This window comes from Kitasatospora sp. NPDC093102, from assembly GCF_040683915.1.
GTDB lineage: Bacteria > Actinomycetota > Actinomycetes > Streptomycetales > Streptomycetaceae > Kitasatospora.
Window position 1 is genome coordinate 45687 of sequence record NZ_JBFBFA010000040.1, and the last position, 26494, is coordinate 72180.

Here is a 26494-nt window from a genome sequence, read left to right on the forward strand (position 1 = left end):
TGCTTCCTGGTCGGCCCCCCGCGCCGGGGGGGCGGCCCGCTTCCGGGCCGCGCCTCGTCGAGGTGCCGCGTCCTCGGGCTGTCAGGCCTTCGGAAGCGTTATCCCCAGTTCGAGCATGGCGGGGGAGGCCGGACCGCCCTCGGAGCGCTCGGTCTTGTAGCCCTTGACCCTGGGTGCGACGGTACGCGGGTCCACGGCCTCGGAGGGGGCGCCGGTGGAGTAGAGGCCCTCGGGGTCCTGGTCGCGGTCGTGCGGCAGGAGCCAGAAGACGCGGCGGCGGAAGGTGCCGGAGGCCCGGGAGGACTTGGCGTCGGGGCCGAGGACGGCGTAGCCGACCATGCGGCCGTCACGGTGGTAGGCCGGGCGGCCGCGGCGGGTGGTGAGGCGGTCCAGCGACTGACGGACGTAGTCGAGGTCGGAGGTGTCCTCCAGCCAGACGAGGTCGGTTTCGTGGGCGAGCTCGGCCGGGTCGATCAGCGCGCTCACGCGTTGTGCTCCTCTGTGTCGTCGGTGATCAGGCCGATGCCCGGGTAGTACTTGCGGCTGTTGGACAGGACCATCTCCTTGGGAGAGGTCATACCCAGTGTCTCCCGAACTCGTGCGGCGAAGGCACGCCCGGATACGGGATTGGCCCCCTCGAAGCCGCACCAACGGGTGTAGGCGCCGAAGAGCTGGGATTGTTCGGCACGCATGCCCTCGCCTGTGACGCACGCCTCCTTGAGGAAGCGGCCGACGTGGTCCTCGGTCTCGGCGTAGGCGGTGGTGGCGGTCTGGACGGCCTGGGGGCCGGCGAGGTCCTTCTCCCCGGCGAAGTAGCGGCGGGCGCCTTCGATGAGCCAGGCCAGGATCCCGGGGCCCTCCTCGGCGACGAGGACGTGGGCCAGGTTGTCGATCTTGCGCTCCTCGGGGACGACCCGCTCGAACGGGATCAGGCGCATGCGCCGCCAGAAGGCGAAGCCGCCGGTGCCGACCTCGGGGCGGTGGTTGCCGAGCAGCCAGAGCTTGTGGGTGGGCTCGAAGGAGAAGAAGTCCTGGCGCATCCGGCGGGCCTTGATCTTGTCGCCACCGGTGAGCAGCTTGACCCGCGCCTCGTCGAAGCGGTCGCCGGGCTTGAGCTCGGAGCAGACGATGATGCGGCGGCCGTGGAGCTCGGCGAGGTCGGTGGGGTGGCCGTCGAAGGTCTTGGCCATGAGGAAGCCGGGCGGGGCCGCGTCGGCGTAGTCGCCGAGGAGCTGGATCATGACGTCGAGCAGGACGGACTTGCCGTTCTTGCCCTGGCCGTAGAGGAAGGGCATGACCTGGGCTCCGACGTCGCCGCTGATCGAGTAGCCGAGCAGCAGGTGGAGGAAGTCGCGGGTCTGGCGGCCTTCCTTGTCGTCGCCGAAGGTGTCGGTCAGGAAGCGGTCCCAGCGCGGGGTGCGCATCCGGGCCGGGGCCAGGGTGGTGGAACGCGAGTGGTGGTGGACCTTCGGGTCGGGCGGGACGATGGCGCCGGTGCGCAGGTCGACCACGCCGCCGGGGGTGCACAGGGCGTAGGCGTCGGCGTCCAGGAGGGCGGCGTTGAGGACCATGCCGGGGGCCGACTTGGCCTGGGCGAGCATGGCGTTCATGCCGGAGGTGGACAGGGCGCGGCGGCGGTGCCGGCGCAGGTCGGTGTTGGTGTAGAGGCCGCGCGGGTCGTGGGTGGCGATGCTCTCGGCCATCTCGCCGGCGGCCCACAGGACGGTGTCGTCCTCGTCGAGCTGCCAGCGGTGGGCGGACCAGCGGTACCAGCCGAGGCCGGGGACGTGGCGGTAGTCGCGTCCGTAGAGGTGGACGAAGAGCTTGGCGTTGCCGCGGTCGGAGAGGGAGTCGGGCAGCAGGCCGTGGGAGGTCGCCTGCGGGCCCCCCGCAGAGCCCTGCGCGGGCTCCACGGCCGCCTGCGGAAGCGCGGCAGCGTGGGCGGCTGGTGGGGGCGCGGGGTCGAGGAGGCTCTCCTGGACGGCGGTGCCGTGCCAGGGCGGCTGTGAGGGGCCTGGGACGGGCGGGTAGTCCAGGATCTGTTGCGCCGTGGCCACGGGGTCGAAGACCGTCCTCTTGCGGCGGGTGCTGTCGGTCATCCGCGGGCCTTCCCGATGTGCAGGGGCTGCCGGGTCCCGGCTGCCAGGCCGGAACGGATGACGGCGGAGTTGTGCCTGTCCTGGGCGGGACGGGCGGTGCGGGCCGCGTCGAGGAGGAGTTGCTCGGCGGCGGCGTGCGTGAGGTGGCCGGCCGAGACCAGACCTCCCACGGTGTAGGCGGCGCGGTTGAGCTTGCCGGTGAAGCCCGCGCCCTCGGGGGTGGTGGCACAGTCGGTGACCTCCTGGAGCACGGTGTCGAGCACCTTCTCCGCGCCCTGCTTTCCGCCGCCGGCGGCGACGACGGCCTGGCGGGCACGGTCGGGGACGGCCGGCTGCGGCAGGCTCGGTCGGCCGGGCCGGTCCTTGAGGTGTCCGGTACGGATGAGTTCCTCGCTGAGCCACTCGGGCAGCGGGGCGGGGGTCCGGGCTCCGGGAAGCGGGGTGTAGGTGCCGGCGGCGGTGACGGTCCCGGGGGCGACGATGTAGCCGCCGTGGGCCCGGACGTCGACCTGCCAGGCCAGGGCGCGGCCCGCGGAGGAACCGGTGGAGCAGGTGAACCGGCGGTCGGTGTGGTCCTGGTACCAGATGTGCAGGCCCCCGGAGGGGGTGCGTACGCGCAGGGTTCCCTCGTCCGTCGTGGGGTCGGGAGCACGGCGGAGGGCGGCCAGCAGGGCGAGGGTGTGGTAGCCGTTCTCGAGCCCTTCGAGGTCGACGTCCTCGTGGATGGGGATGCCTGGCAGGATGCGGTCGCGGGCGGGGACGACGTCGGTGTGGCTGTCCACATCGATGACCACCAGACCGGCCGGGCCGCAGGCGACGCCGGCTCCGAAGTCCGGGTTGACGCGCCACCAGGCGGTGAGGACACCCTGGTCCAGAGTCGCTGCATGGAAGCCGTGGCACCAACGGCCTGCCGCGGGGCAGGGGCAGTCGGAGGGGGAGTGGGGGGAGTCCTGGCAGGGGCGGCAGTTGGCGGGCGGGGTCTTGCGTCCCGGGGCCAGGGGGTGGACGGGCCAGCCCTGGACGGCACACCAGCGGGCAACTGCCAGCGCCGCCGGCTGGCGGTCCGCTCGGTCGCTCCCCACGGCCATCGGCGCCGTCACGCTGGTCCCTTCCCCTTGTTCGGTGGCTGCTCGTTGTTCGGTAGCTGCTCGGACTTGAGTCGCTCATTCAGTCGCTGAGGGCAAAAAGCCAGGTCAAGGCACTGGTGGGCACCGGATCAGCGACTGAAGCGACCGAAGTTCAGAAGATAGCTCACACAGACTAGCCGAGCGAGGACGTGCGAACCGTTACTACCGGGGGTTGCGGGCAAACTCAGCGACCAAACCCTGGGGGAGCGACTGAGTCTCTTCGGTCGCTGTCTTGGGTACTCTGACGTTTTCGCAGGTCAGAGGCGATTTTCACAGCAAACAGCGACTGAAGCGACTGAAGCCCGGTTCTATAACGCGCACACGCACACGGGAATGTCTTCATATACCCAACCTTGAGTCGCTTCGGTCGCTGTTTGGGTGAGTATATGTGCCCTGACCTGGGGTTTTGTGGAGCGACTGAAGCCCAGCGACTGAAAGCGACTGAGTCTCTCGGGGCGCTTCCCCCGGCGTGTCGCGCGTGTCAGGTCCGTCCGAAGGTCCGGAGGTGGGTCGCTTGGGTCGCTTCGGTAGCTCCAGCGACCCGCTCTTGAGGAGTGGAACCGTGCGGGGGACCGGAACGGGCAGGCTCCCTTGCCAGGTAGCAGCCCAGGTAGCGGTGGAGACCTTTACCGTCAGTCGCTTGGGTCGCTGTCGCCTTCCAGGTGCTGCACCAGACCCACGAGATTGGCGGTCCTCTCCCTGACCGCAGGCTGTCGGTCCAGTGGGCAACCTGTCGGCCAGCGACTCAGCGACCCAAGCGACTCAAGCACCGACTTGCCTGAGGATCTGGCACGCTCCTCAGCGATCTGGCTGCACCGCTGATTCCTGGCGTCGGCGGGGTTCTCGCCCACCTCCGGGGCGGCGGAGGTCTCGTCGCCGGTGAAGTGGTTGCAGCGGACGATCGCTCCGTCGAACAGCCAGAGGTCGTTCTCCCGCAACGTGGGATCGAAGACCCGGCGGCGCGGCAGCCAGCGCACCTGTTCACCCGCTCACGTGCCACGAGGTCGGTGTGCACAGGGCCCCTGACGTAGGAGACGCTGTGCACACCGATCGGCCTCAGCGGACGTCGACGGTGAACTGGCGTTCGGTCTGGCCCGGCCCACCGGAGAATGTCATCCCTTGGTGATCGCGGAATGCGACGTGCACGGTGATGGTGGTGCGGCCGGGTTTCTGGGCGCGGAAGGTGAAGTAGTAGTGGCCGCCGGAACCCAGCGAGCCCGTGGCGCCGACCAGGTCTTCGAAGCCGAAGTTGTCGACGTACTCGTCTCCGGTGGCCTGGACGACGGTCGGGTCGGGGCCGGGGGTGGCCATGGTCCAGTTGTCGCCCGCTTCCCGGTAGGCGAACACCTCGATCGAGAAGAGCTCGCCGGGCTTGACCACCAGGTCGCCCGAGGCCTGGGTGAACACCGTGCCGTGGTCGAGTGTGCCGGTGGTCATCCGGTGGATCGCCACCGCGCCCACGGTGACCGCGACGGCCAGCACCGCGGTCACCACCAGCAGGATCCGGCGCCACTTCTTCACGAGCCCGCCTCCCGGTGAGTGACTCGCAGCGCCAGGACGGCGGCGACCGCGTTGAGCCAGCGGGCGACCAGCCGGTCCCCGGCCGTGTCCCCGACGGCCATCGCGGCCGCCGCCAGCCAGCCGCGTGCCACAGCCGCTGCCTGGCCCGGCGGCGGCTCGGGCAGGGCGGCCGCGAACCGGGTGCCGCCGGAACGCACCACCTCCCCGAGGAAGACCAGGGCGTGCGGCATCACGCCGAGCCGGTCCACGGTGGTCGCGGCGGTCACCGCGCCATCGCCGAACAGCGTGGCGCGGTGCGGTCCCGGTGAGGGGAGCCCGAAGCGCAGGAGGACCCCGACGTCGAGGTCGGCCAGCTGGCTGTCGCTCATGGACGGAGGGGTGGAAGGAGCACTCAACAAGGCCTCACTTGGGCATTCGGACGCTTTCGACTTCGGGGCCGGTCGTCGGACGCGCCTTGCATGTGGTTGTCGACGAAATCGGCTTCGCTGACCCAGATGGTGTAGCCCCAGGGGTTGTAGATCTCCAGCCGGTCGCCCTTGTGCCCGATGATCATCATCTGATGGCCGTGGGGGTCGTACCAAGGGGCCGCCGTGGACGGAGAGCGGGATCGGTTTGCCTTCGTCGAGTTTCTGCTCGATCTCGGCCAGGGCCTCCTGCCGCTGGTCGCGGCTGTCGAGGTCCACGCTGCGGTACTGCGCGCCGGTGTGTGCGGCGATCTCGCCGTTGGCGACGTCCTTGGACTCGTAGTCGTACATCCCGTCAGCCCACTTGTGCCACCAGCCGCGCTCGTCGTAGACCCGGTTGGTCTCCTTGTCCCAGCGGTCCTTCGCGGCCTGGCCGTTGTCGTACTTCGGGTCGCCGGGGTGGCCGCCGGTGGTGAGCTGGAAGGCGAACAGCAGGTCGACCATCGCGCGGGCGGTGACGGTCGAGGCGGCCACGCAGGTCGAGTGCTGGCCCTGGTCCCAGGCGACGCCCTGGTAGCCCGTGCCTGCGGTCTGGGCGGAGGGCGAGTTGAGCTGGACCGGGGAGATCCGCTCGGCGAGCCAACCGGGGTTGTCGGCGTGCTCGTGGATCTGGTCGTCGAAGGCCTTGATCTCGTCGTAGCTGTGCCCGACGGCCAGGGCCTTCATCAGGTAGGCGCGTTCCTCCGGGGACTTCGTGCCGGCCAGCAGCTGATGGAAGCGCTCCCGGTCGGCGTCGGTCATCTTGTCCATGAACTGGCCGGCCCGGGTCACGTCGTTGGCTGTGAGGATGTCGCCGTACTGCCGGTTGCCGTAGAGGGCCGCGTCGACGATGACGAGCTTGTCGGCGGCGCTGAGTCCCTTGTTCTTGAAGCGGGCGGCGAGCGCCTTGCTCGCGAGCGCGTTCAGCTCGCGGGCGGCGGCGCGGCCGGCGCTCTCGGCCTTCACCGCGGCGTCGACGATGGACTTGATGCCGTCCTTCGCCTTGGCGTGGGCGGTGTGCATCTTGTCGTCGTCCCAGTGGATCAGGTCGGGCGCGCCGGCGACGGTGATGTCGTGCAGCAGTTTTAGCGCCTCGCTGAGCGGTGCGGCGCCCTGGCCGTGCAGGGCCTGCGCCTCGCGCAGGGTGGTGGCCAGCGCGTTGAGCTGGTCACGGCCCTTGCCGAGCATGTCGCGGCAGCGCGGCAGGTCGTCGGCGGAGGCCTTGACCACCTCGGCCGCCTTCTCTCCGACCTGTCCGGTCCAGACGTCCGGCAGGTGCTGGGAGGCGACCTTCTCCACCTTCATCTCGATCAGGTCCAGCTGGCTGCCGGCCGAGTTGTAGGCGGCGGCGAGTTCGCCGAGCTTGCCCGGGTCGCCCTTGGGGGCGGGCAGCTGCAGTGTGTCGTGGACGGCGTACTTGAGGTCGCCCGCGCCCACATGCCGTGCGAGTCGTCGATGGTCTTCTTGAGCCGCTCAGTCTGCTGCCGCTGGCTCCCCAGCTTCTCGCCCAGGGGGTGGGCGTCGTGGTCGGCCACCGTCACGCCCCCTGCTGCTGGTATTGCTGGCCGACACCGTGGTCGGTGTTGGAGTAGTTGGCCGCGGTGGTGTGCACCTTGCCGCCGAGGTCCTTCAGCGCGTCGACGTTCACGCCCAGCTCGTCCTGCCAGGCCTGCCAGGCCTGCCAGAACGCCTTGGCCGCATCGCCCGCGCCGTACTCGCCGAAGGTCCCCTCGCCGGACATGCTCAGTTTGCCCAGTGCGTGCTTCACCGAGCCCACGTCCGTGCCGGCCGTGATCAGCTGGTCGCCCGCGTCCCCGAGTTTCTCCGGATGGGCGCTGAACCCGGTCCCGGCAACGTCGCTGCCCATGATCCCCCCAAAGCTGTCCGACACGGTCCGTGGAGCGCCGGACAGCATAGCGTCGACCTCACTGCCCCCGACCTGGAAGAACGTCCACAGGCAAGGGCGCACGCACGATCCCCTGGATTCATGCGGAACAGGCACAAGACCAAGAGGAAGTCTTGGTGAAACGCCCCGGCCGGCGTCGGCGGGCGTCGTCGTCGCCGGTACCGAACCCGGCGGCGCCGACCAGCCGCTTGCCGGTGCGGGGGTACACCCCCGGCCGCTGTGGGCCGCCAGCCACCCGGACATCGGTGAGGTTCAGCACCGCCGGCTCCGAGCCGCGGGTCCAGGCGCCGAAGCCGAGCACGACCAGCAGCCAGCCGTGGGCGCCTGTGTGTGCTGCTCGGCCCGCCCGTCGAGGGGCTTCCGGGCCCTCGGCACCGTCAGGCCGGGATTGGAGAGCCGGGTCGGCGCCCCGAGCGGCCCCGTGCCGGTCCTGCGCGTGGCCGGATCGATGTCGATCATGATCAAAATCGCAGGAAGGGCCCCCTGGCGTCCTATCGACCGGCCAGCCAGCCCTTCATACCGACCGCGCATCGAAAGGCGTCAGAAGGGGGCTTTCTGGAGACCAATTTTCCGCCATGGACATGCAATTCGCCGAGTCGGGCCGCCCCAAGGCACGGCAGCGGCCTCCTGAGCGCCCCTGACCGTTGCCCCCTGAACTCGAAGCCAGACAAACGGCCCAACGGGCCGTCAGAACGACGGCTCCTCGCAGCGCCCCCCGCGGCAGCCTTCTCGCGCTCCTCCCAGTCCGTCCAGAAGCGCCGCTCCTCCTCCCCGCCGGGCGGCCACATCGGGGATGACGGCCATGGCCTAGGCGAAGCGCCCCTGCCGAATCAGCGGTTCGGCCAGGTCGGTCGCGGCCCACGGGCCGGGCAGCGGGCGCAGGCGGGCGAAGGCCTTCCCCCACCTGCCCGTCCTGGGCGAGCAGCCAGGCGACGGTTACGGCCCCGGGAACTATTCCTGGACGATGACGCGCTCTCCCTCGCCGATGGGTTCCTCGAAGTTGGCGGAGTAGCGCTCCAGGAGTTCATCGGAGACGGTGACGCTGTTCGCGTCGTTCCGCCGGCTGCGGGTGGCCAGCCGACGTCGCAGGGTTTCGAGATCGGTCCTGAGATGGGTCAGTTCCCATCGGCATCCGTGGTTCTCGATCGCGCGCTTGTAGCGGTCTCGGGTGGCCCGGCTCCAGAAGCTGTAGTCGATGACGACAGGCAGCTTCGCCTCCATCAATCGGGTCAGCTCTTTCCACAGCTCCTGCTCGATGGCGGACTTGAGCCGCTCGTACTCTGCCGGGTCGAGGTCGGCCGCGTCGTGACCGATGCGCGTCCACACCACCTCGTCGATCGACAGCCTGGTGTAGCCGCGGCCCTCAAGGGCCTGTGCGTAGGTGCTCTTGCCGGAGCCGGGCAGGCCGCACATCATCACGACGACGCCACGCTCCGTCCCGCCCAGATGCGGTAGAAGATCCACTTGTTCCACGTGGGTGAAGCTAACGGACAGGCGGGCGGTCGCGCTCGGGGTTTCCTGAGCGCACACCTGCTGGTCCTCGACTTCAAGGGCTTGGAGGCGATGACGAGAGCGGTGGTGGTCGGCCCGTGACGCGAGGAGAGCCGCACGGGTTGGGCGAGTTGTGCCGCCTGCCCGGGCCCGTGCGGTCTGCTCCCGGAACGGTGGGCGAGGAGTCTCGTCATGTCGGAGGCCACCGTCACATGGTCACCACAGGTACGCCGTCCGGGCGGTTGGCAAGCAGGGCCGCGATGTGGTCCGCGCAGTGCAGGGCCGCCGTGGCCATGGCGTTCCTGGTCATCCCGGCGACATGAGGGGTGAGCAGGGCGTTCGACAGGCCGAAGAGCGGCGAGGCGAAGGCGGCGTGCTCGTGCTCGAAGGTGTCGATGGCGGCTGCCGCGAGCGGGTGCGCGGGGTCGCGCAGCGCATCGGCCAGCGCCTGCTCGTCAACGATCCCACCCCGGGCGGTGTTCAGCAGGACCGACCCCGGACGCATCAGCGCAAGCTCCGCCCGCCCGACCAGCCCTCGAGTCTGCGGAGTGAGCGGCAGGTGCAGCGAGACCACATCACTGGTCGCCAGCAGCGCGGTGAGGGAACGGGCCTGGGGCACCGATGCCTCGCGCGGTTGCCGCGAGAGGCCCTGGACCTCCATGCCCAGGGCGGTCGCCCGCTCCGCCAGTGCCAGGCCGATCCGCCCGAGCCCGACAATGCCGAGGGTCAGCTCCGACAGCTCTATCGCCGGTGCGGCCGGTGCACGCCAGCTGCCATGGTGCGCGGCCTCGTTGTGTGCCGGGAGATCCCGGGTCAGAGCGAGGAGCTGGGCGAGAGCGAACTCGGCGACCGCATTCGCGTTGGACCCCGGGGTGTGGGTGACAGCGACCCCGTGACGGGCTGCGGCCGCCAACTCGACGTGATCGGTGCCCGCCCCGGCCCGGCCGACCACGCGAAGCCTGTTCGCGAGCTTCGTGTTCGTCGCCGCCGCGAGGAACGCCGCGCGCAGTGGCACACCGGCGCGGGACTTGACCGCGTGGTAGCCGAGTCCGTCCCGGCCAGTCTCGGCGAGCAGCGCGGACTCGTCGAAGGCATCGAAATCGGTGAAGTCCACCCGGCCGGCCCAGGCAGTCCGCGTCCCGGCGCGATCGGTTACCCGCTGAAGGTTCAGCGTGACGGCCAGTCCGTGGCCCAGCAGACGCTCCAGCTCCCGACCAAGCAACTCGCCAGGAGCCGCATCCAGCAGCAGGACTCGGGCCCGCTCCATGTGGCCCCCCTTTCCCCTGCGTGGACCCTACTGCGGTCGAGGGACTGATCACTGAGAGCCCTCATGCCCAGCCCGATCCCGCACCTACTGGCGGACGTTCTCAACCGCAGACGGCCCGACACCATCAGGTGTCGGGCCGCCGGTCGGGGGCTCTCTTGCTGATCAGCTGCCGGCCGTAGGCTCCGGCGCGTACTCGTCCAGTCGGTCCAGCACCGTGGTGGCGACGACCCTCAGCTCGTCGGGCTGGAGGAAACGGCAGAGCCAGGTCGCCACTCCTTCGAGGTCACGCCAGTCGGGAACGCCGGTTCCACCTGACGCGACCTGCTGGGCCTTCTGCAGCAGGCCAATAGAGGGCATCTCCGCAGAAGACGCAGTTCGGCCGTTCTCATCGGTACTGGCGTCACGCTGGTCCGGCAGGCCCGAGGTGTAAACGCCGTTTACACCCGAGGCCCCTTCCGAGGGGCGGCCCTCGGAGGACTGGACCGTCGCCGGCGTGTAAACGCCGTTTACACCGTCCTCGGCGCCGTCGCCCCCGCTGGTAGGCGTCGAGGCACGGTCCGCCCTCTCTCCCGTCGGACGGTCCGCGCGCTTGCCCGCTCGCGCCGCCTTCGCCGCCAGCTTGTCGGCTGTCGTCTTCTTCGCGGACTCGGCCCGCTCAAGCTGCTCAGCCGGGGTGATCTTCCCCGACCGTGCCTCAGCACCGATCCTGCGTGCATCCTCGATGGCCAGTTCCCCGGCCCCCGCCTGCTCCTGAAGCTCGGGGGACAGGTGCAGCAGCGCCAACCGCTGTCCCACCCACGCACGGGACTTGCCCAGCGCCCGCGCCACGGCGGCCTGGTTGCCGTCGTAGACCGAGTCCAGCAGCTGCTCGATCGCCTGAGCTTCCTCGAACGGCGACACGTCCTCGCGGTGGGCGTTGGCGATCAGAGCCGCCTCGACCATGTCCGAAGCACGGGAGACCAGATCGTCGTTGAGGTCCACACGCAGGGTCTTGAGCCCCGCCTTCTGCGCGGCCCTCAGACGCCGGTTGCCGTCGAGCGCAACGAAGTCCGCCTCACCGATCACCTCCGCCTGGTCCGGATGTGCGTCGAGGAAAGCCGCACGGCTCACCACGGTGACCGGAACGATCTGCTGGCGAGCCAGACTCTCGGCGAGCTCGTCGATCGACTCGCTGTCGATGGTCTTCCGCGGGTTGAGCGGGTTGAAGACGATCGAGGACACCGGAGCCGACGATGCACGCCGCACCCGGCCCGTGGCGTCCAGCGCCTCGCTGCGTGCCCGCACCTCGTCCTCGCGCCCCGTGCCCTGGGCCAACGCCCCGAACGACCCTCCGCCGGCCTGCAGCTTCTTGGCGATGCTCACGCGAGCCTCCGTCGGATCTCGCGCATGCGCTGCGCCTGGATGGATGTGGGTGCGTACATGAGCAGCGGCTGCTTGACGTGGACGGCCTCGCGCTGTTCCTTGAGGTCGGGGACGACGGAGACGACGGGCGGTGTGCCCAGCGACTGCCAGTTGTCGAGGGAGTGGGTGGCGACGTAGCCCTTGCGCTTGTCGAACTTGTTGACGACGAGGCCGAGCCGGTCGATGTCGACCTCGTAGTCGAGGCTGACGGTACGGATCTGGCTATCGAGCATGGCGTAGGCGTCCGCGGAGGAGTCCTCCGCCTCGACCGGGACGAGGACGCCGGAGGCGCCGGCCGCCTCGTTCTTGCGACGGTGCCCGTAGTAGAGGCCGGCGTCCATCGCCAGGCCGAGGTTCGGGGGAGCGTCGATCACGATGACGTCGAAGTGCTCCTCGAGCGGGGCGAGAGCACGCTGGAGGCTGGTCTCGCGAGGCCCCCGCACGGAGCCGAGCCGGGAGTCGAGCAGGAACGCGTCGAAGCTCGAGGGCAGCAGGCTGAGGCGACCTTCAAAGTGGTTCGGCTCGATTTCCACGACCTGGTCGAGCAGCGAGCCCGCCACGCGGTCCCGGTCGACCATGTGGGTCACCAGGCTCTCCTCGCCCGGCGGGATCTGCTTGACGCCGAGCTGGGAGGTCAGGTGGCCCTGCGGGTCGTAGTCGACGAGCAGGGTGCGCAGCCCCGGCAGCGCGAGCAGCTTCGAAGCGCCCGTGCTGGCAGGCAGGCCCAGCGCTATGGCCTGGCCCGTCCCGGCGGCGATCGTGGTCTTGCCGACGCCGCCCTTCTGGTTGCAGACGATGATCCGCCGTGTGTACCTGGGGATCGTCAGCTCGGCGAGAGAGACGCTGTGGGAGTCAATCCACACACGGACCGCCTGGGCGAGGCCTTGCACGAAGGAGATGCCCCGGTCAGCGCAGTCGTTCTTGAACGCGTCATACAGGCCGGCGGGAAGCCACGTGTTCCAGCTCTCCGCCCCGGCCGTGTCGATGGTCGGGTTGCTGTCCGCTGACCGGGCGCGCCACTGCTCGACGGCCTGGGCGACGGCGTCCTGCATGTCGATGCCGAGCTGCGCGGCCCGGGTCTTGAGTTCCTGGCGGAGGGCTACAGGAAGCTTAGACGCAACCTTTTCCCGCTCTCCTCCGGAGTTTTGAGACATCATGACGTCACCATAGTGGCGCCGGGCTGGTTTAGGCACATCACGCAGCCGTGTGTCGTCCGGTCTCTCTTCCCCTTCGGTGTAAACGACGTTTACACCGTTGCTTCCGATCAGACCCACTCAGCCAATCCGGCGTCACGTTGTCCTGTACCACCCGGACCTTGAAATGTGGGTGTCCTGTCCGCGCGCAGTTGGCCCTGTCCGGCTGAAGTTGGCCTTGTTCTCGCGTTTGTCCGGGTGTAGTTGTCCTCGTTCGGGTGACTGTCCGGGTGAAGTTGTCTGCCTTGATGCCTCTGGCCCCTACCTTCCGGAGTAGTGGCCGAGGTTGGGGGTGGTGGTGGTGTGGGTGTGCCGGAGATGGCCGGTCAGGCAGGGGTGGACCCGATCCAGCTGGTCTACCTGGACGAGGCGGGTACGCCGCAACGGGGCTGCCTGTCTGCGTGTTGGGACCGGCCTTTCGAACTGGTCGGCCCGATCCGGAGCTTCCCGGCTTTCAAGGGGCAGAAGAACTTCACCAGCCGGTGGTGGACCGCCACCACCGGGGACCACGTGGGCTATGAGTCCTGGTTGGAACGAGCAGAAGTGATCCGGTTGGACTTCATGCCGTCCGTGGTGGGCATCGCGTCACAGCCGTTCAAGATCTGCTGGCGAGAAGGTCGCCGCGAGCGGGTCCACACACGTTCCGCGACCAGCATCAGCCCGCCGTTCTCGGTCAGCGACCCGTCCACCCCGCCCAGCTGGGCGTTCAGCCGGGTCCAGCGCCTACCGGGGGTGCGGAAGGCGGTACGGCGACGCGATATCTTGTTCACCTGGCAGGTGTCCTTGCTGGTAGAGCGATCAGGCGTAGAGAACCTCGATCATCTCAAACCGGCACGGACACCTGTCGTCGTATCAGCCGCTACACCGCACCACTACCTGCGGATTCGGGTCAGACCGGGGGAACTGGTCGAGATCGACTCGACTCCGCTCGACGTGATGGTGGTGCTCGACGACGGGACGCCGGGCCGCGTCGAATTGACGGGAATCGTCGACCTCGCGACCCGCACGATCCCAGCGGCCGTACTGCGGCCGGCGGCCAAGTCGGTGGATGCCTGCCTCCTCCTGGCGCGTGCCGTGACCCCGGAACCGATGCGCCCGGGCTGGTCGGATGCCCTACGGATGTCGCGTTCGGCTCTGCCGCATCGCCATCTCCTCGAACTCGACCAGCGGTTTCGGCACGCCGCCGCCAGACCGGTGATCGTGCCGGAGACGATCGTGTTCGACGGCGGGAAGGTCTTCGTGTCGAACAACTTCAGAACCGCTTGCCGGTCTCTCGGGATCAGCCTCCAGCCCGCGCACCCGGGAACGCCTACCGACAAGCCGCACATCGAGCGGACTATCGGATCCGTGGGGACGCTGTTCTGCCAGTTCGTGTCGGGATATCTGGGCTCGTCCGTCGAACGGCGAGGCGCGAAGGTCGAAGCGGAACCGCTCTGGTCGATGCTGCAGCTGCAGGAACTCCTCGACGAATGGATCGTCTCCCACTGGCAGAACCGCCCCCACGACGGTCTGCGCGACCCGTCAGCGCCCGGTCGGCCGCACACGCCGAACGAGAAGTACGCCGCACTGCTCCTGCCGCGGGCTACTGCCCCGTGGCGCTCGGGGCCGAGGACTTCATCGAGCTTCTGCCGGCCACCTGGCGTGTCGTCAACGCTTACGGCATCAAGATCAACCACCGGATGTACGACAGCGCCCAGTACTGCCAGTCGTGCTCCACCGTGAGATCGTCGTGCTCACCGGGCTCCTCGCATCCAACTACTGGGAGCACGTCGTCTACACCCAACCCAATGGCGGAGAGCGGTATGCCCGGGAGCTCGAAGCACGAGGCATCCCCACAGGAATCATCCTGGCTGAGAACGACCCGCTGATCGAATACCTCCGACATCAGCTCAGCACCTACCGATTCCTCTCCCATCACTGGCGACTTCGGGACTCACTGTTCCCGGACGAGACGACCCGCCACCCGAAGCCACGTCGCCCAGAGACGAACCACCGCCTGTTCCCCGTGCTTCGCTAGCCAACGAGTGCGACGGCGAGACAGCCTGATCTGCCCGTGGAACCCCGGCGGCCTCAACTGTCCGAGCCGGCCCCTACGATCGCTCGGTGACGGACGACGAGATCATCGAGGCCTGCCGAAAGATCGCTCGGGAACGGCAGGCACCCCCGCCTGCCCCGCCAGAGGCCATCTCCGAAGCGGAACGCGTCATCGGGTTCGTCTTCCCCGAGCTTCTGCGACGCCTCTACACCGAGGTGTCCAACGGCGGCTTCGGGCCCGTCGACGGGGTCCTACCGGTCGACGTGGGGCAGTGGCACGAACACATCGCAGAAGCCTATGAGCACGGGCCGGACCCCACTGGGGGAGTGCCCGCCGGAGTCGTACCGCTCTACGACTGGGGTTGCACGATGTGGTCGATGATCGATTTCCGCGACCCGGACGGCGCGATGTGGTCCAACGCAGAGGGAGATTGTTGGCCGCAAGGCGTCACCCTGGCCCAGTGGCTGGTTGCCGCGATGAACGGCGAGTTGCGCTTCGCGTGGCCGGACGGCGTGCCGCCGGAGAGCGAATGGCACCGGCCGACCCCGTCGGCTGACCACCAGGAGAGCTGACTGGTGCACGAACAGCCTGGCGAGACGGAGCGGATTCACCCCGGCACCCCCGGGCGGTTGAATGCCGGCGTGGTGGACTGGACACAGATGCGCGACTGCTACGGGGATGTCGATCGCGTTCCCGAGCTCCTGGAACGCGTCGAGCGCGAGGACGATGCCGAGGCGTGGAAGGAACTCGGATACCGGCTGTGCCTGGAGAGCGACCTCGTCTTCCCCGCCAGCTTCGCAGCCCTTCCCCGCCTGGTGCAGCTCGCGTCGAGCAACCCGCGGGCCCGTGCACTGGCCGGGACGATCGTGCAGTGCGCGGCAGGAGAGCATGGTTGCGACCGTCAGTTCGCGGACTGCGCCGACACGATCGCTGAGTTCTGTGCGCTGCTGGACCTGTACCTGACGTCGCGGCCGGATGACTACCCCGCGGCGTTCCTCGATCTGCTGGCGGCCAAGGAGCAGTACCACTGGAGCGCCGGAGTGGGGGACTTCACCGACGACTTCTACCACGTGGCCTGCCCCCACTGCGATGCCGAGGTGACGATCGCCATCGGCAACTACGGGCGCTACTCGGCAATCCGGGACTGGAACCTCGGGGACGTCGACCGACGCGATCTGCGGCCGGCGTCCCCAGAGGGGCTTTCCGGGATTGGCCTATGGATGTACGAGACGGCCGTCCGGGACGGGCAAGAGGCACTCGCCAGCGGAATCGCTTATCTCTTCGGGAACGGCGAATGCCCGCGCTGTGCCAGCGTGTTCAACATCGCGGACGAATACACGTTTGCCAACTGTCCCAGCTCGTAGCAACCGACGGCCCACACCTGGGGCCTTCACGGGCGCCATTGCGCGACAGGATCACCGGCCCGATGACCAACTTCATCCGGACACCCACGCCTGACCGTCCGGATGAAGTTGTCCCGTAGCTGGTCAGCGCGTTGCCACCTGACACCTTCATCCGGACAGGACAGTGGGCAAGGCCCCGGCTGCAGAGGCAGTTGTATACGAGTGGCCAAGACCCCAGTCGACCTCCGGCACGGGTACCCACAACCGGGTCATGACCCAGCAGTGCCGTGGTCTGCAGGATCGCCAGGACCAGGGCAAGGCCGGCCACGCCCACAACTCGGCTATGGGTTCAGCCCACAGAAACACAGAAGGGCGCGTCAACCCTGGCAGCAGTGCCGGGGGTGACGCGCCCTTCGTTCTGTGGATCGGACCGCGGCCGGGGCAGCGACGCGGGCGAGGCCGGTCGCGGGGCTGACGGTGGCGAGGGTGGTGGTCCAGCCACTGTTGAAGTGGATGGCTTTGTCGCACACGTGCGCAGCTGCACCGAGCTTGAGATTGGTCACCAGGATGGCGCCGCGCTCCAGCCTTGTCGCCGCAGCCGCCGTGTCCCTCCTCCTTCATGTCCGGCGCGCATGCTGTTCGGACCGGTGCGGCCATCGCGAGCTGCAAGGCCACCATGTCGCACAGGGACTCCCTAGAACGTAGTCGTGTGCCGAGTCACGCTCTTCCCGAAGCAGGCCTCCAAGCAACACCAGTGGCCGGGTGGGCAAGCGCTCGGAGCACTCTCGCCTGTTCGACCGGCGTGCGGCCTGTGGCCATTCCTTGGGGTGAATTCCGCCGACGGCGCAGGTGTTGTTCGCTGGCAAGCTTTGATCACGGGGAAGCTGGCTGCGGTCCGAACGGCTAACCCCTGGTCATGGAGGAAGTGGATGAAGGACACGTTGCTCGGCCGTCAGTCTGTCCGCAGGATGCTCGCTGCCGGCGTCAGCTGCCTCGCGCTGGTGGCTCTGTCGGCGCCGGTGTCGGCCGCGCAGTCCGCCGTCGACCGCAGCACTTCGGCGGTTTCTTCGGCGACCACCAGGTTGCAGGACGAGCCCGTCGTTCCCGGTGTCCGGTACTACCTGATCCAGACCCACTCGAACCGAGGGACGACGTTCGAGGTGTACAACAACTGGGACTACGTGCTCCTGACGAACGACGCGGGCAACGCCGGCACCGCCCAGGTCTTCGAGAAGGACGGCAACAACTACACCATCACCTCGACCAGCTCCAACTGGGGCGGGTACAACACCTGGTGCCTCGCCGGCAATGACATCAGGCTCGACAAGGCAGCCGACTGCCGTATCCGATGGAGCATCGTGCCCACGCGGAACGGCTTCTACCTCAAGGTGGCGGGGACTGACCTCACGGTGAACAACTACAAGAAGGGGAAGGGCTGGTTGTCGGCCTACGAGCGGATCTCCGACTTCTCGGAGTTCACCGAGTTCAAGGCCGTGAGGGTCGAGTAGAAGTGTCCCGCGACGCTCTATGGGTGGCCGGGCCCCGGCGGGCGGGGTGTCCTGCGGAGACACCGGAGGCGTCCTGTTCGTCACCGGTGTCGTTTTCGTGCGGCCATCGAGGCGCTTCAGTGTGATGGACCTCACGTTGTCGGGTGTCTGATCAGTTGCCTTTTCTGCGGCCCGGGTCAGCGGCGGTCACGGCCTGCCGCGGGCCAGGCTGTCGGGCGTGCCTGGCAGGACCCGCAGTGGTGTGCTGCGAGCGGCCTCCGTCGCCGAAGCCCGCTGAAGCTCGCCGCGAAGCCGTTCGATCTCCAGGTGCTGAGCTGCGATCCGGGACAGGGCGTGCTGCTTGAACGCGGTGAGTTCCTTGAGCTGCCCGTCACGGTCGCGCACCCGATGGAGCAGGGCGGCGTTGATGGCTTTGAGGCGCGCGACCTGGGCGTCGCGCGGGTCCGGTGACGTTCCGGTCTGCCGTAGGGCAGCCAGCCGGCGGACAAACTCCTCGGCGAGGTGCTGGTAGGGCCCAGGTCTGACGGTTCCGGCGCGGTTCTTCTTCGGGTAGAAGGCGGTCCGGGCGACGCCGGACTCCTGGGCCAGGGTCTTGAGATCGCACCGGCTGCCGTCGGGTATCTCGCCCCGTAGCAGTCGGTCCATCGCCGCGCGGATGGCTACCTCGTTGCGCACCCGGGTCTCTTCGGTGATACGACCCATGTCACGCCTCACTTCCGTGGGCCGCATCGATGCCCGCAAGGACCCGCAGGTCTCGGTCGAGTTCCTGCTGCAGCCTGGCCTTCTCCGTCTTCTGGCCGCGGCCGATCGCGGAGATGAACGCCTTCTTGCTCTCGGCGCCAGCGGCCCAGACGGGCCGGTGGCAGGGGTGGTGGGTGGCCTGTGGGCAGCGCGCGGCATCACACATCCCCACCAGGGGCCGGTCGGCGGCTGGCGTGCCGGCGAGTTTCAGGCACAGCGCCTTGGCGGGGTCGGCGAACCAGCAGTAGTTCGCGGTGCCCAGGTGCAGGGTCTTGGCGCGTCGGGCCAGGAGGTTCATCACCTCCTGGTCCCCGCGCTTGGTGGCTGGCGCTCCGGGTTCGCCGTCCGCCCGGCTGTCGACGAAGGCGAAGAAGTCGAGCAGGCTCTTGGCGCCGGGGCCGGCGGGCATCCGGCCGGCCTTGTAGTCCTGCCAGACCTGCCAGGTGAGGTCCTTGTTGCGTTCGGCTTCCAGTTTTCCGACTTCGGCGAGGAGGCTGGCCTGGGCGCCGCCGGGGCGGGCGGCGTAGCCCTCGGTGGTGGCGACGCTGACGTGCTTGAGCGCGATCTTCGCGGCCAGGAGTCCGCCGGGCCGGTTCGCCATCTCCACCGCCAGGGTGCGCCGCAGCCGGCGCAGGTTGACGGTGTCCTCGGGGATCGGGGCCAGGCCCAGCCGTCGGCCCTCGGGTCCGTTCACCCAGTCCCGCAGGAGCGGGTAGTAGCGGTCGAAGGCGAGTTTGGGGAACAGGACGGTGGTGTCCCTCGCCGGGTCCAGGAGGTCGGCGGCGAGCCCGGCTGCCCGGTACGCCTCTTCGACGGTGACCCATTCCTCTGGGGTTCCGCCGAGCTTCTGGCCCTTGATCAGGGTGCTCCGCAGCCGGTAGCGGGTGCGGCCGCCGCCGAGGTCCTGCGGTACGACCCGACAGTGAACGGGCAGTTCCTTCAACTCGCTGGTGCGCATGCCGGTCAGGGCCGCGATCGTGACCAGGGCGGCCGTGCGGACATGAAGTGATCGGTGGTCATCTGGTTCCACTGGCGGGAGAAGAACGCGCGCAGCCGCAGCAGGTTGGGCAGGTGGCGGGGCGCGAACAGCGCCAGCGGGCACAGCAGGCACACCCAGGGGCGGGCCGGGCAGGGTTTGCCCTTCGGGCCGTGCAGGCCAGACAGCTGGTCGGCGCAGGCGGCGGTGAACACGTCGCGTTCGCCGCCGACCAGGGCGTGCAGCGTCGCGTCGTCCAGGCCGAGCTCGGCGACCTTGCATGGGTAGGCGCGCACCAGCTCGGTGACTTCCTCGGCGTCGAGGACCAGCGGCGGCGGCTGGGCCCGTCGCACCAGGTCGCCCACCGCGGTGGCGGCGATCTCCTCGACGGCCTCGCGCTGCTGATCGGTGCCGACGGTCAGGTAGGAATCGCCCTCGACACTGGGGCTGCGGTTCGGGTCGATCGTCGCGCGGCGGCTGCCGCGCCACGACCGGCGGTCCCGCAGCGCGGCGTGGGTCGTGCGGAGGCGGTGCAGATGGACACGCAGCGGCGCGCCCAGATCGTCGACGAGGGCGTTCTTGGCCACCCACGCCTGGTAGGTCCCGCGGCTGGGAGGTGGCCCACACCACTGCAGGCGCACGTCGTAGCGGATCCACAGCCGGTCACGGTCCGCGGCGGGGGCGAAGGCACGGGCGAGCGCCGAGGGGGCGAGCCACTGCTCCAGCAGCCGCGTCGCCGCCCGCGACAGGGCCAGGCTCTCCCCCGCGGTGCGGCCCTTGACGTAGTCGAGCAGCACCCGCTCGTCGCCGGCCCAGTCGATGTCGCCGGCCCCGAGGTCGTCGATCCCGTCCGGGACGATGCCGGTCAGCGTGCCGAACAGGATCCGGTACGGGACCACGATCCGCGGCGGCGGATACAGGCTCTCCAGCAGGTCCTGCGGCTGGGCTCCGGTGATGACGCCGCGTGCCGCGCGCTTCTGGCCCATGGCGCGGGTCAGCTGCCCGATCGTGCCGTCCGGCCCTTGGTTCTTCATCAACCACAGCACGTTCTGCTCGCTCCACCCGCCCACCACCGGATCACATCCGGCATCCGCCACCGCCAGGGCCTCGCGGTGGCGGCAGAACGAGGCGGCCTCTGCGAGCGGCACAGCGCGACCAGCCGCTCCCACTCCCCTTCGCTGTAGGGGAGAAGTCCCGGCCCGCGTTCCTTGCCCACCGCAAACCTGCGGCCGTCGACGAACGCCCGCACCTCCGGCCGCAGGACATGTCCCAAGTCGTCGGCCCGGGCGAGCATCGCCCGGCACTGCCCTTCCCGGACGACGTGCTGGTCCGCCATCCAGTACCCGGCCAGCTTCGCGCGGGTCAGGTCCGCGGCCGACCCGGTGAAGCCGCACCGGGCCAGGCCGTCGGTGAGCCTGCGCACCGCCCCCAGGTAGGAGACGACCGAGGACTTCGAATCGACCGTCCCGTGCGGGTGGACCAGGTCCACCAGCCCCGTCACCATCGCCCGGGCCAGCACGGGATTCGGCGTGTCACCGACATAGCTCATGCAACTCGTCCCGTCGCTGAACCGGACCGAGATCCCCAGCGGCTCGCCGATCACTTCGGCCGGCATCAGAACCCTTCCTCTTCCTCGAACTCGGCCCGGGCTTCCCGCTCGGCCGCGATGTCGTCCAGCAGGCCGCGCTCCTCGCCGACGTTGACGGACAGCTCACGGAAGATTCGCGTGGTGTCCAGCCGGTGGAGGTATTTCTCCGTGGTCAGGGCACTGGAGTGGCCCAGCAGGTCGCGCAGCACCAGCAGCGGCTCGCTGGAGCGCAGGTAGAACGCCATGCCTGCGTCGTCGTCGGCGTCTCGCACGAGCCGGGCCGCCTGCTCGTAGTAGCCGCGCACGAGCCGGGCCATCGTGGCCATCGCCATTGTGTGCCGCAGCCGGTGCGGGTAGACGTGCGGGAACCTCGCGTCAACGTGCTCGCGCAGCCGCTGCGACGTCCGCTCGAACACCGTCGGCCAGGCGGTGAACGGCCCGCCCCCGTTCTGAACGGCCAGCAGCATCGATCCGCCGCCCGGGGCCACCAGGCGCCGCCGCTCGGCCGGCGTCATCGCCGCCCACGTCACGCGCCGCCCGTTTACCCGCCCGCCCCTCGGGTCCGCCTCGGTGACAGTCAACGGCTCGCCCCAGCGCGGCGGCGGCCTCCAGACCGACCCCTCGACCGCGGCCGCCCGCTCCAGCGCGAGGTAGGAGTGCAGCTCGGCCAGGGCGTCGTAGTCGATCCACGCCTGGCGGGCCTTGCCGCCCTTGGTCACCCCCTGCGGCACCGGGAACGGTACCGGCAGATCCGTACGGCGCGGGTGGAAGGCGCGGCACCTCGCACTCCAGCAGGTAGGTGAACTCCTGACAGCGAGTCCCGGTCGACAGCACCATCCTGCCGACCGCCGCGTTCCGCGCCAGCTCACGGCCCTTGAACAGCTGGCCACCGGCCCGGTCCAGCCCGGCCAGGCCCAGGAGGAACAGCTCCGCGAAGTCGTCCGCGAGGTACTTGACCGTCACGTGTTCCTTTGGCAGCCGCCTGCGGGCCAGGTTCGCCCTGACCTGCTGCGGCACCCCGGAGAAGAAGGTCATGGCCTGTTTGTAGGTGAACGGCTCGGCCCCGGCGTAGCCCTCGTCCACCGCCCACCGGTAGAAGCCTGACAGGATGCTGACGCTCTGGTTCCACGTCGACGCCGCGAACCGTGCCTCCAGCGGGCCGGAGGAGCGGTGAACCGCGTAGGCGCTCAGCGCGGCCTTCAACTTTTGCCGACCGTCAAACAGCCCGACCCCAAGCGTGGCCGCGAAGTCCGTCCACTCCCGCACGGTGCGCACGTAGTAGGGCCAGGACTTCGGGGCCGGGCAGCCATTGACGGGCAGTTCGCAGGCCCAGCGGTTGATCACGACCGAAGGACGCAGCCCGGCTGCGTCCTCGAAGAGGAGGTCCTCGTCGACAACCAGCGGCATCCCCTCGGGTAGCGCCGGCCTGAACTCCAGACCCCATGTCTCCCACCCCACGGACGAGAAGATCACTTGTTCCATGGGGTGGGGACGCTACCCAGCCGACTCAGCCCACTGCAACGCGCAAACAGGCCGCTCAAGGTCGCCGAGAGAACTTAAAGAGACACTGCAACTAAGCAGGGACAACGGTCCGGTAGGCCCGGTCCAGGTCGTCGTTGACCTGGGTCACCAGGCCACTGTGTCGGGTCACCCACCCGGCGACGGCGTTGTGGAACCGACGATGGCGGGCCGTGCAGTCACGTAGGTCCACCAGTTCTGTCCGTTGTCCGCTGTCCGTCGTGGCAACCGCGGCTGGTAGCGACGGCGGAGCCGGGACGGTTCGAAGTGGCCCCGCCATCGCCCATCAGGCGTTCATGATCGGTATGCGTCGTGATACCTACGCAACCGGGGTGCGCGTATGGCGGGCAGCCGGACCAGGGTGAATCTGAAGGCGCCGTGGTGGGGCGTCAGCAGGCGCTGGGGGCGGGGTGGCAGAGGGTAGTCGTCGCGCAGGACGCGCTCGGGGAGTCCTCCGGTGGCGGGCATCGGCGAGGTCTCGCCCGGGTGGGTGAGGTATGCCCAGACTCCGCTGTCCAGCGGCACCACAGCCGCCTCGTCGCCGGGCGGGCGCCAGGGCGTGCCCGTGAGGGGGTGGCGGGGGACGAGGAGGACGTCGGGGCGGGGCCGGGGCTTGGGGATTCCCGGGCCGGCCAGTCCCACGGAGCGGGCATCGGGCCCCGTGGGGAGGTACCAGCCGACGGCGTGGCCGAGCAGCTCGGCGACGGGGCCGGCGGGGAGGGTCACCGGGCGGTTCTCGGTGGCCGCCACGAGGTGGGCCAGTGCGACCCCGACCGCAGCCTCCCAGCGGCGGCTCCACGACCCGTCAGGTTCGACAGGTGGGACGCGGTGCTCGGCGCGCTCCAGGTCGTCCCAGTCGGGAGGCGAACCGGCCGGGAGTCCCGAGGGACGGCGTACGACTGCGTCGGGCTCCAGCCACACCGTCTGCCACGATCCACAGTCGTCCACGCGGGTCGCCACGGCCTGCCCGCACCCCTCGCAGGCCAGGTTGGGGCCGGCCCGGCCGTCCACACCCCGGCAGTAACCCTCACACTTCTCGGGGATCAGGGCCATGGACCGGGAATCGCCGGGGGCAATGACGATCCTGTTCCGCGCGCCGAAGGAGACGGAGTACACCGGCGCGTACACGCCCCGCCGGGCTGCCGCGTCCTCTCCGACTTCCTCCCACAGCCGCCAAGGCGGCCCGGTGGGCCGTGGGTCGACGGCGTACGTCGCGGGCTCCATCAGCGGAGGGTGAAGCTCCTCCCAGCCCCCGTGGTGGGTGTGGACGGGGAGAGCGACCCGGGACACCGGCGCCGTCAACTCGGTATAGCACCCGGCACACGCGAACACGTCCAAACAAGCGCTCCTCGCCCCCGGTTCCCCGGGGATTGTGCCTCGCCTGCGGTGGAGGATCCACCGGATTTCGGAGCCGCTCCAGGGCTTGCGGGGTGCGCGTCATCCCGAGATTGATGACGGGTCGGGCGCGCCCCACTGGGGCGCGGGCCCGCGCGGTGGGCCGGCGGTTGGTCAGGCCGGGTGGCTGGCAGGGCGGTGCAGGGGCAGCTGGAGGGCGGCGGTGATGTCGGGGTGCTGGCCGGTTGCCGGCCTTCCGGAGTTCCATCAGGCGGCCTCTCCACCGGCCCAGGAGGTCTCGCAGGATGCGCAGGTGTAGTGGCGTCGGCCGGCGGGTCCGGCGTACGGAGTCGGTGGGGACGATCGGGATGGCGATCAGGACCAGCTTGTGGTCGGTGACCGGGGCGGTGGGGCAGAGTCCGGCGATGGCGAGGTCCCGGCCGAGGGAGGACCACGGATCGTCGTCCTCACCGTCAGTGGGCTGCGGCAGGCCGACGGCGGGGCCGTCCAGGAGCACGACAGGGTCGCTGATGCCGTGGACCTCGACCGGCTGTTCGCCGTCCTGGACCAGCAGGTAGGTGCAGCTGTTGAACCCGTCGGGGTGGGGCGGGCGTGGGACGCACCGCAGATGCGCGGTGGGGGTGAGCTCGCACGTCGCAGTGTCGTCGGTCGCGCCGACCCGGTTGTCGGCCTTGGTGAGGGCACCGTGGCTGTAGTCGAGCCGGGGGCACCGGAGGGCGGCGCGGTGGGCGGGCCACCTACGCCGTTGAAGTCAGCCTGCGGCCGGTGAGGACAGATCAACTCCCAGCATCGAATACATGATCATGTCCCGACGCTCCTCGCCCACTTGCTGCCAGCTGCGGAGCAGGCCCTCACGCTGAAAACCGACACGCTCAGCCGTCCGCTGTGACGCGGTGTTCCACGGCTCGACATGCAACTGAAGACGGGGAACCTGCAGTTCACCGAGGGCCCAGCAGGCAACCGCCCGGAGCGCTTCGGCCGCAATCCCCTGGCCCCGGGCCGACCCGGCAAGCCAATAGCCCAGTGACGCTCGTCCCTCACCCCGGTCCCTCAGCCAGAGACCGACCATCCCCAGTGGACGCCCGTCCTCGATCCGTACGATGACGAACGGATACCCGCTACCAGTAGATGCCCGCTCCCACTGCCGCCGGATGAAGGCTTCACCCGCCGCCTGCGAGTACGTCGAGGGAACGGTCGTGATCAACGGGATGTAGTCGTCGCCGGACGCTTCCCGGACGAGGGGCAGATCTCCGAGCTCCCAGGGGCGGAGCACGAAACGGTCGCCGGCAGCCAGGCGCGGGACGTCCAAGGGGGTAGCCATGCCCACATCCTGCCGGGATCGCCGCCTCAACACACTCCGGTTTCCGCTGCCGCCAGGGCATCCGGATGGTTCCAACACCCGACGTCACCATCAGTCACCGAGAAGCTCGTCTCCGACGTCGAGTTCGCCACCAAGGTCCAGCTCGCAAGGGCGATGGTCCGCCGCGCCGTCGGCGACCGGATTCCGTTCCGCTGAGTGAGCGCGGATGCCGGCTACGGCTGCAGCAAGGGTCGGTGCCACGAACTCGAGCGGGCCGACGTCTTTCACGTCGTGGCCACCACCGGCAACGACACAGTGGTCACCCGGTGGGCGATGGACCACCGGCTGCACGACCTGGTGGCGGGCCTGTCCCGGCAGAAGCGGAAGCGGCGTTCCTGCGGCTGGGGAGCCCATGGCCCGCGGATCTACGACCTTCAGATGCTCCTGGACGAGGAACCCGGCCTTGTAATCGATTTGTCTGCTCGTCATATCCCTTCTGTTGCACCCTCGACCAGCGCGTCACCGAGCGTGGTGCGGCGATACAGCACGGCGCGGCCGGAGCGCGCCCGGGCCAGCAGACCGGACGCCCGCAGGACGGCAAGGTGGTCGCCGACCGCGCCGGGGGCCATGCCGAGGCTGCGGGCGAGCTGACTGGTGCTGGCGGGCGTCCCCAACTCCGCCAGCAGTCGCGCCCGGGAGCGCCCGAGCAGGGCGGCCAGCGTGGCCTGCGCGTCCGGGCCGGGCGAGGCCCGCTCCCAGAGCGCCGAGGTGCCGCGCGCCCGGTAGACGAGCGCCTTCGGCCAGGGCTCGTCGTAGAACGCCGCCACGCCCGGCCAGACCAGCACCGAGGGGACCATCAGCAATCCCTCCCCCGAGAGGTCGACTACCGCGCTCTCGGAGTGCAACGGCACCTGGAGGCTGAGTCCGCTCCACGCCAGTCCCCGGTCCAGGCCCTCGATCGCCTCCCGCCAGCCGCGCTCACCGATCACGCCGACGCGGTGCACCACGTCGCGCTCGCAGATCGCCCGCAGCTGCGACCAGTCGGGCGCCATCAGCTCGTTCCAGGCGCGGTCGAGCGCGTCGCCAACCAGGTCGACCACCTCGTCCGAATCCAGCACCGCGCGCACCTGCGGGTCGCGGACCGTCGCCCGGCGTCCCAGCCGGTCGATCTCGGCCCGGGCGACGGAGAGCGGGGTGGCCCGGATGGCCGCCAGGTCGTCGGCCCAGGTCTGAGTGAGCCCGCGTGGCGGCGGGGCAACGAAGTTGGCGCCCGAAGAGCTGGTCTGCAGGGCCAGTACGGCGTCCAGGGCGGTCTCGCGGCGAAGGCGCGCAAAGCCGGGCGCGAGACGTGCGGCCCACCCGCCCGGCAGTGGTGCGTTCCGGCCGTCGAGGCGGCGCAGCAGGCCACAGAGCTCAAAGGCCGGCGAGAGCGCGAAGCGGCTGCGCAGCAGATCCTCGACGGTAGCGGTGTAGTGGAGCACGCCTCAACGTTGACATCCTCGCCCACCTAAGGGAGGGCGATTCCCGTCTGACCGGCCGTTGTCGGGCGGGGCTTCGGGTGGGTTCCTGCTTCTTCGCGCTGTGCGGGTACGAGTATCGGTCTTACCTGCGCTCCACAGGCTGATACCGCCAGTCCGGCGGCCTTGGCGACGTTGACCGCCGCGTTGGTGTCGCGGTCCAG

Annotated in this window: 22 protein-coding genes and 2 pseudogenes; 5 read left to right on the top strand and 19 right to left on the bottom strand. The window is 69.5% G+C overall.

Annotated elements, in window-relative coordinates; genetic code table 11:
• Window positions 1–81 precede the first annotated feature (81 nt).
• From AB0O11_RS31840 to AB0O11_RS31890, 11 genes are all read right to left on the bottom strand, one after another.
• Window positions 82–486: a DUF6009 family protein gene (locus tag AB0O11_RS31840; RefSeq protein ID WP_363393931.1), complete on the bottom strand. Its 405-nt coding sequence runs from the start codon at window positions 484–486 to the stop codon at window positions 82–84.
• A complete protein-coding gene (locus AB0O11_RS31845; RefSeq protein WP_363393933.1) occupies window positions 483–2099 on the bottom strand; it encodes a phage/plasmid primase, P4 family in 1617 nt (538 codons plus the stop codon). The genes AB0O11_RS31840 and AB0O11_RS31845 overlap by 4 nt, the downstream gene beginning before the upstream one ends.
• Entirely contained in the window at window positions 2096–3199 is a 1104-nt protein-coding gene (locus AB0O11_RS31850) for a bifunctional DNA primase/polymerase (RefSeq protein ID WP_363393935.1), read from the bottom strand. Before AB0O11_RS31850 ends, AB0O11_RS31845 begins: the two co-directional genes overlap by 4 nt.
• Before the next feature lie 659 nt (window positions 3200–3858).
• Entirely contained in the window at window positions 3859–4203 is a 345-nt protein-coding gene (locus AB0O11_RS31855) for a DUF6879 family protein (RefSeq protein ID WP_363393937.1), read from the bottom strand.
• Between the two features lie 79 nt (window positions 4204–4282).
• Window positions 4283–4747, bottom strand: a complete 465-nt coding sequence (locus AB0O11_RS31860) for a protease inhibitor I42 family protein (RefSeq protein WP_363393939.1) — start codon at window positions 4745–4747, stop codon at window positions 4283–4285.
• Window positions 4744–6627, bottom strand: coding sequence for a hypothetical protein (locus AB0O11_RS31865; protein WP_363393941.1), 1884 nt, complete (start codon window positions 6625–6627; stop codon window positions 4744–4746). The genes AB0O11_RS31860 and AB0O11_RS31865 overlap by 4 nt, the downstream gene beginning before the upstream one ends.
• Window positions 6628–6727: 100 nt before the next feature.
• Window positions 6728–7057 (bottom strand): type VII secretion target, encoded by a 330-nt coding sequence (locus AB0O11_RS31870; protein ID WP_363393943.1) that lies wholly within the window; start codon window positions 7055–7057, stop codon window positions 6728–6730.
• Between the two features lie 990 nt (window positions 7058–8047).
• Window positions 8048–8569, bottom strand: coding sequence for an ATP-binding protein (locus AB0O11_RS31875; protein WP_363393945.1), 522 nt, complete (start codon window positions 8567–8569; stop codon window positions 8048–8050).
• A 226-nt stretch (window positions 8570–8795) separates the two neighbouring features.
• Complete coding sequence (locus AB0O11_RS31880) at window positions 8796–9854, bottom strand: NAD(P)-dependent oxidoreductase (RefSeq protein WP_363393947.1); 1059 nt, start codon at window positions 9852–9854, stop codon at window positions 8796–8798.
• A gap of 162 nt (window positions 9855–10016) precedes the next feature.
• Window positions 10017–11216, bottom strand: coding sequence for a ParB/RepB/Spo0J family partition protein (locus AB0O11_RS31885; RefSeq protein ID WP_363393949.1), 1200 nt, complete (start codon window positions 11214–11216; stop codon window positions 10017–10019).
• Complete coding sequence (locus AB0O11_RS31890; protein WP_363393951.1) at window positions 11213–12412, bottom strand: ParA family protein; 1200 nt, start codon at window positions 12410–12412, stop codon at window positions 11213–11215. The genes AB0O11_RS31885 and AB0O11_RS31890 overlap by 4 nt, the downstream gene beginning before the upstream one ends.
• Window positions 12413–13342: 930 nt before the next feature.
• On the opposite strand from AB0O11_RS31890, the pseudogene AB0O11_RS31895 reads away from it, so the two are divergent.
• The 4 genes and pseudogenes from AB0O11_RS31895 to AB0O11_RS31910 all read left to right on the top strand — a co-directional run.
• Window positions 13343–14145: pseudogene (locus AB0O11_RS31895) on the top strand (integrase); the annotation flags it as partial.
• A gap of 406 nt (window positions 14146–14551) precedes the next feature.
• Window positions 14552–15055: an SMI1/KNR4 family protein gene (locus tag AB0O11_RS31900; protein ID WP_363393953.1), complete on the top strand. Its 504-nt coding sequence runs from the start codon at window positions 14552–14554 to the stop codon at window positions 15053–15055.
• Between the two features lie 3 nt (window positions 15056–15058).
• Window positions 15059–15847: a hypothetical protein gene (locus AB0O11_RS31905; RefSeq protein ID WP_363393955.1), complete on the top strand. Its 789-nt coding sequence runs from the start codon at window positions 15059–15061 to the stop codon at window positions 15845–15847.
• 908 nt (window positions 15848–16755) lie between these two features.
• Window positions 16756–17334, top strand: a complete 579-nt coding sequence (locus AB0O11_RS31910; RefSeq protein ID WP_363393957.1) for a hypothetical protein — start codon at window positions 16756–16758, stop codon at window positions 17332–17334.
• Window positions 17335–17520: 186 nt separating this feature from the next.
• Here AB0O11_RS31910 and AB0O11_RS31915 read toward each other — a convergent pair whose 3' ends face one another.
• The 7 genes from AB0O11_RS31915 to AB0O11_RS31945 all read right to left on the bottom strand — a co-directional run bounded on the left by AB0O11_RS31915 (window position 17521) and on the right by AB0O11_RS31945 (window position 24834).
• Window positions 17521–18036, bottom strand: a complete 516-nt coding sequence (locus tag AB0O11_RS31915) for a hypothetical protein (RefSeq protein ID WP_363393959.1) — start codon at window positions 18034–18036, stop codon at window positions 17521–17523.
• A 1-nt stretch (window position 18037) separates the two neighbouring features.
• Window positions 18038–19033 carry a hypothetical protein gene (locus AB0O11_RS31920; RefSeq protein WP_363393961.1) on the bottom strand — a complete coding sequence of 332 codons (996 nt, stop codon included), beginning with the start codon at window positions 19031–19033 and terminating at the stop codon, window positions 18038–18040.
• Between the two features lie 5 nt (window positions 19034–19038).
• Window positions 19039–20085 carry a hypothetical protein gene (locus tag AB0O11_RS31925; RefSeq protein ID WP_363393963.1) on the bottom strand — a complete coding sequence of 349 codons (1047 nt, stop codon included), beginning with the start codon at window positions 20083–20085 and terminating at the stop codon, window positions 19039–19041.
• Window positions 20085–20666 carry a hypothetical protein gene (locus AB0O11_RS31930; protein WP_363393965.1) on the bottom strand — a complete coding sequence of 194 codons (582 nt, stop codon included), beginning with the start codon at window positions 20664–20666 and terminating at the stop codon, window positions 20085–20087. Before AB0O11_RS31930 ends, AB0O11_RS31925 begins: the two co-directional genes overlap by 1 nt.
• On the bottom strand, window positions 20666–21370 hold the full coding sequence (locus AB0O11_RS31935; protein ID WP_363393967.1) for a hypothetical protein: 705 nt from the start codon (window positions 21368–21370) through the stop codon (window positions 20666–20668). The genes AB0O11_RS31930 and AB0O11_RS31935 overlap by 1 nt, the downstream gene beginning before the upstream one ends.
• A 1081-nt stretch (window positions 21371–22451) precedes the next feature.
• Window positions 22452–23495: a hypothetical protein gene (locus AB0O11_RS31940; protein ID WP_363393969.1), complete on the bottom strand. Its 1044-nt coding sequence runs from the start codon at window positions 23493–23495 to the stop codon at window positions 22452–22454.
• A 769-nt stretch (window positions 23496–24264) separates the two neighbouring features.
• The gene (locus tag AB0O11_RS31945) at window positions 24265–24834 is read right to left on the bottom strand and encodes a GNAT family N-acetyltransferase (protein ID WP_363393971.1); all 570 of its coding nucleotides are present in this window, start codon (window positions 24832–24834) and stop codon (window positions 24265–24267) included.
• A 117-nt stretch (window positions 24835–24951) separates the two neighbouring features.
• On the opposite strand from AB0O11_RS31945, the pseudogene AB0O11_RS31950 reads away from it, so the two are divergent.
• Window positions 24952–25245, top strand: a pseudogene (locus AB0O11_RS31950) (IS701 family transposase); the annotation flags it as partial.
• 53 nt (window positions 25246–25298) lie between these two features.
• On the opposite strand, the gene AB0O11_RS31955 reads toward AB0O11_RS31950, so the two are convergent.
• Window positions 25299–26294 carry a winged helix-turn-helix domain-containing protein gene (locus tag AB0O11_RS31955; RefSeq protein ID WP_363393973.1) on the bottom strand — a complete coding sequence of 332 codons (996 nt, stop codon included), beginning with the start codon at window positions 26292–26294 and terminating at the stop codon, window positions 25299–25301.
• Window positions 26295–26494 lie beyond the last annotated feature (200 nt).

Excerpts from the sequence above, each read along its gene's own strand:
- AB0O11_RS31880 (WP_363393947.1), bottom strand. The coding sequence starts at position 9,854 with ATGGAGCGGGCCCGAGTCCTGCTGCTGGATGCGGCTCCTGGCGAGTTG.
- AB0O11_RS31870 (WP_363393943.1), bottom strand. The coding sequence starts at position 7,057 with ATGGGCAGCGACGTTGCCGGGACCGGGTTCAGCGCCCATCCGGAGAAA.
- AB0O11_RS31915 (WP_363393959.1), bottom strand. The coding sequence starts at position 18,036 with ATGGGTCGTATCACCGAAGAGACCCGGGTGCGCAACGAGGTAGCCATC.
- AB0O11_RS31890 (WP_363393951.1), bottom strand. The coding sequence starts at position 12,412 with ATGATGTCTCAAAACTCCGGAGGAGAGCGGGAAAAGGTTGCGTCTAAG.
- AB0O11_RS31925 (WP_363393963.1), bottom strand. The coding sequence starts at position 20,085 with ATGAAGAACCAAGGGCCGGACGGCACGATCGGGCAGCTGACCCGCGCC.
- AB0O11_RS31920 (WP_363393961.1), bottom strand. The coding sequence starts at position 19,033 with ATGCGCACCAGCGAGTTGAAGGAACTGCCCGTTCACTGTCGGGTCGTA.
- AB0O11_RS31845 (WP_363393933.1), bottom strand. The coding sequence starts at position 2,099 with ATGACCGACAGCACCCGCCGCAAGAGGACGGTCTTCGACCCCGTGGCC.
- AB0O11_RS31910 (WP_363393957.1), top strand. The coding sequence starts at position 16,756 with ATGAAGGACACGTTGCTCGGCCGTCAGTCTGTCCGCAGGATGCTCGCT.
- AB0O11_RS31945 (WP_363393971.1), bottom strand. The coding sequence starts at position 24,834 with ATGGCTACCCCCTTGGACGTCCCGCGCCTGGCTGCCGGCGACCGTTTC.
- AB0O11_RS31930 (WP_363393965.1), bottom strand. The coding sequence starts at position 20,666 with ATGCCGGCCGAAGTGATCGGCGAGCCGCTGGGGATCTCGGTCCGGTTC.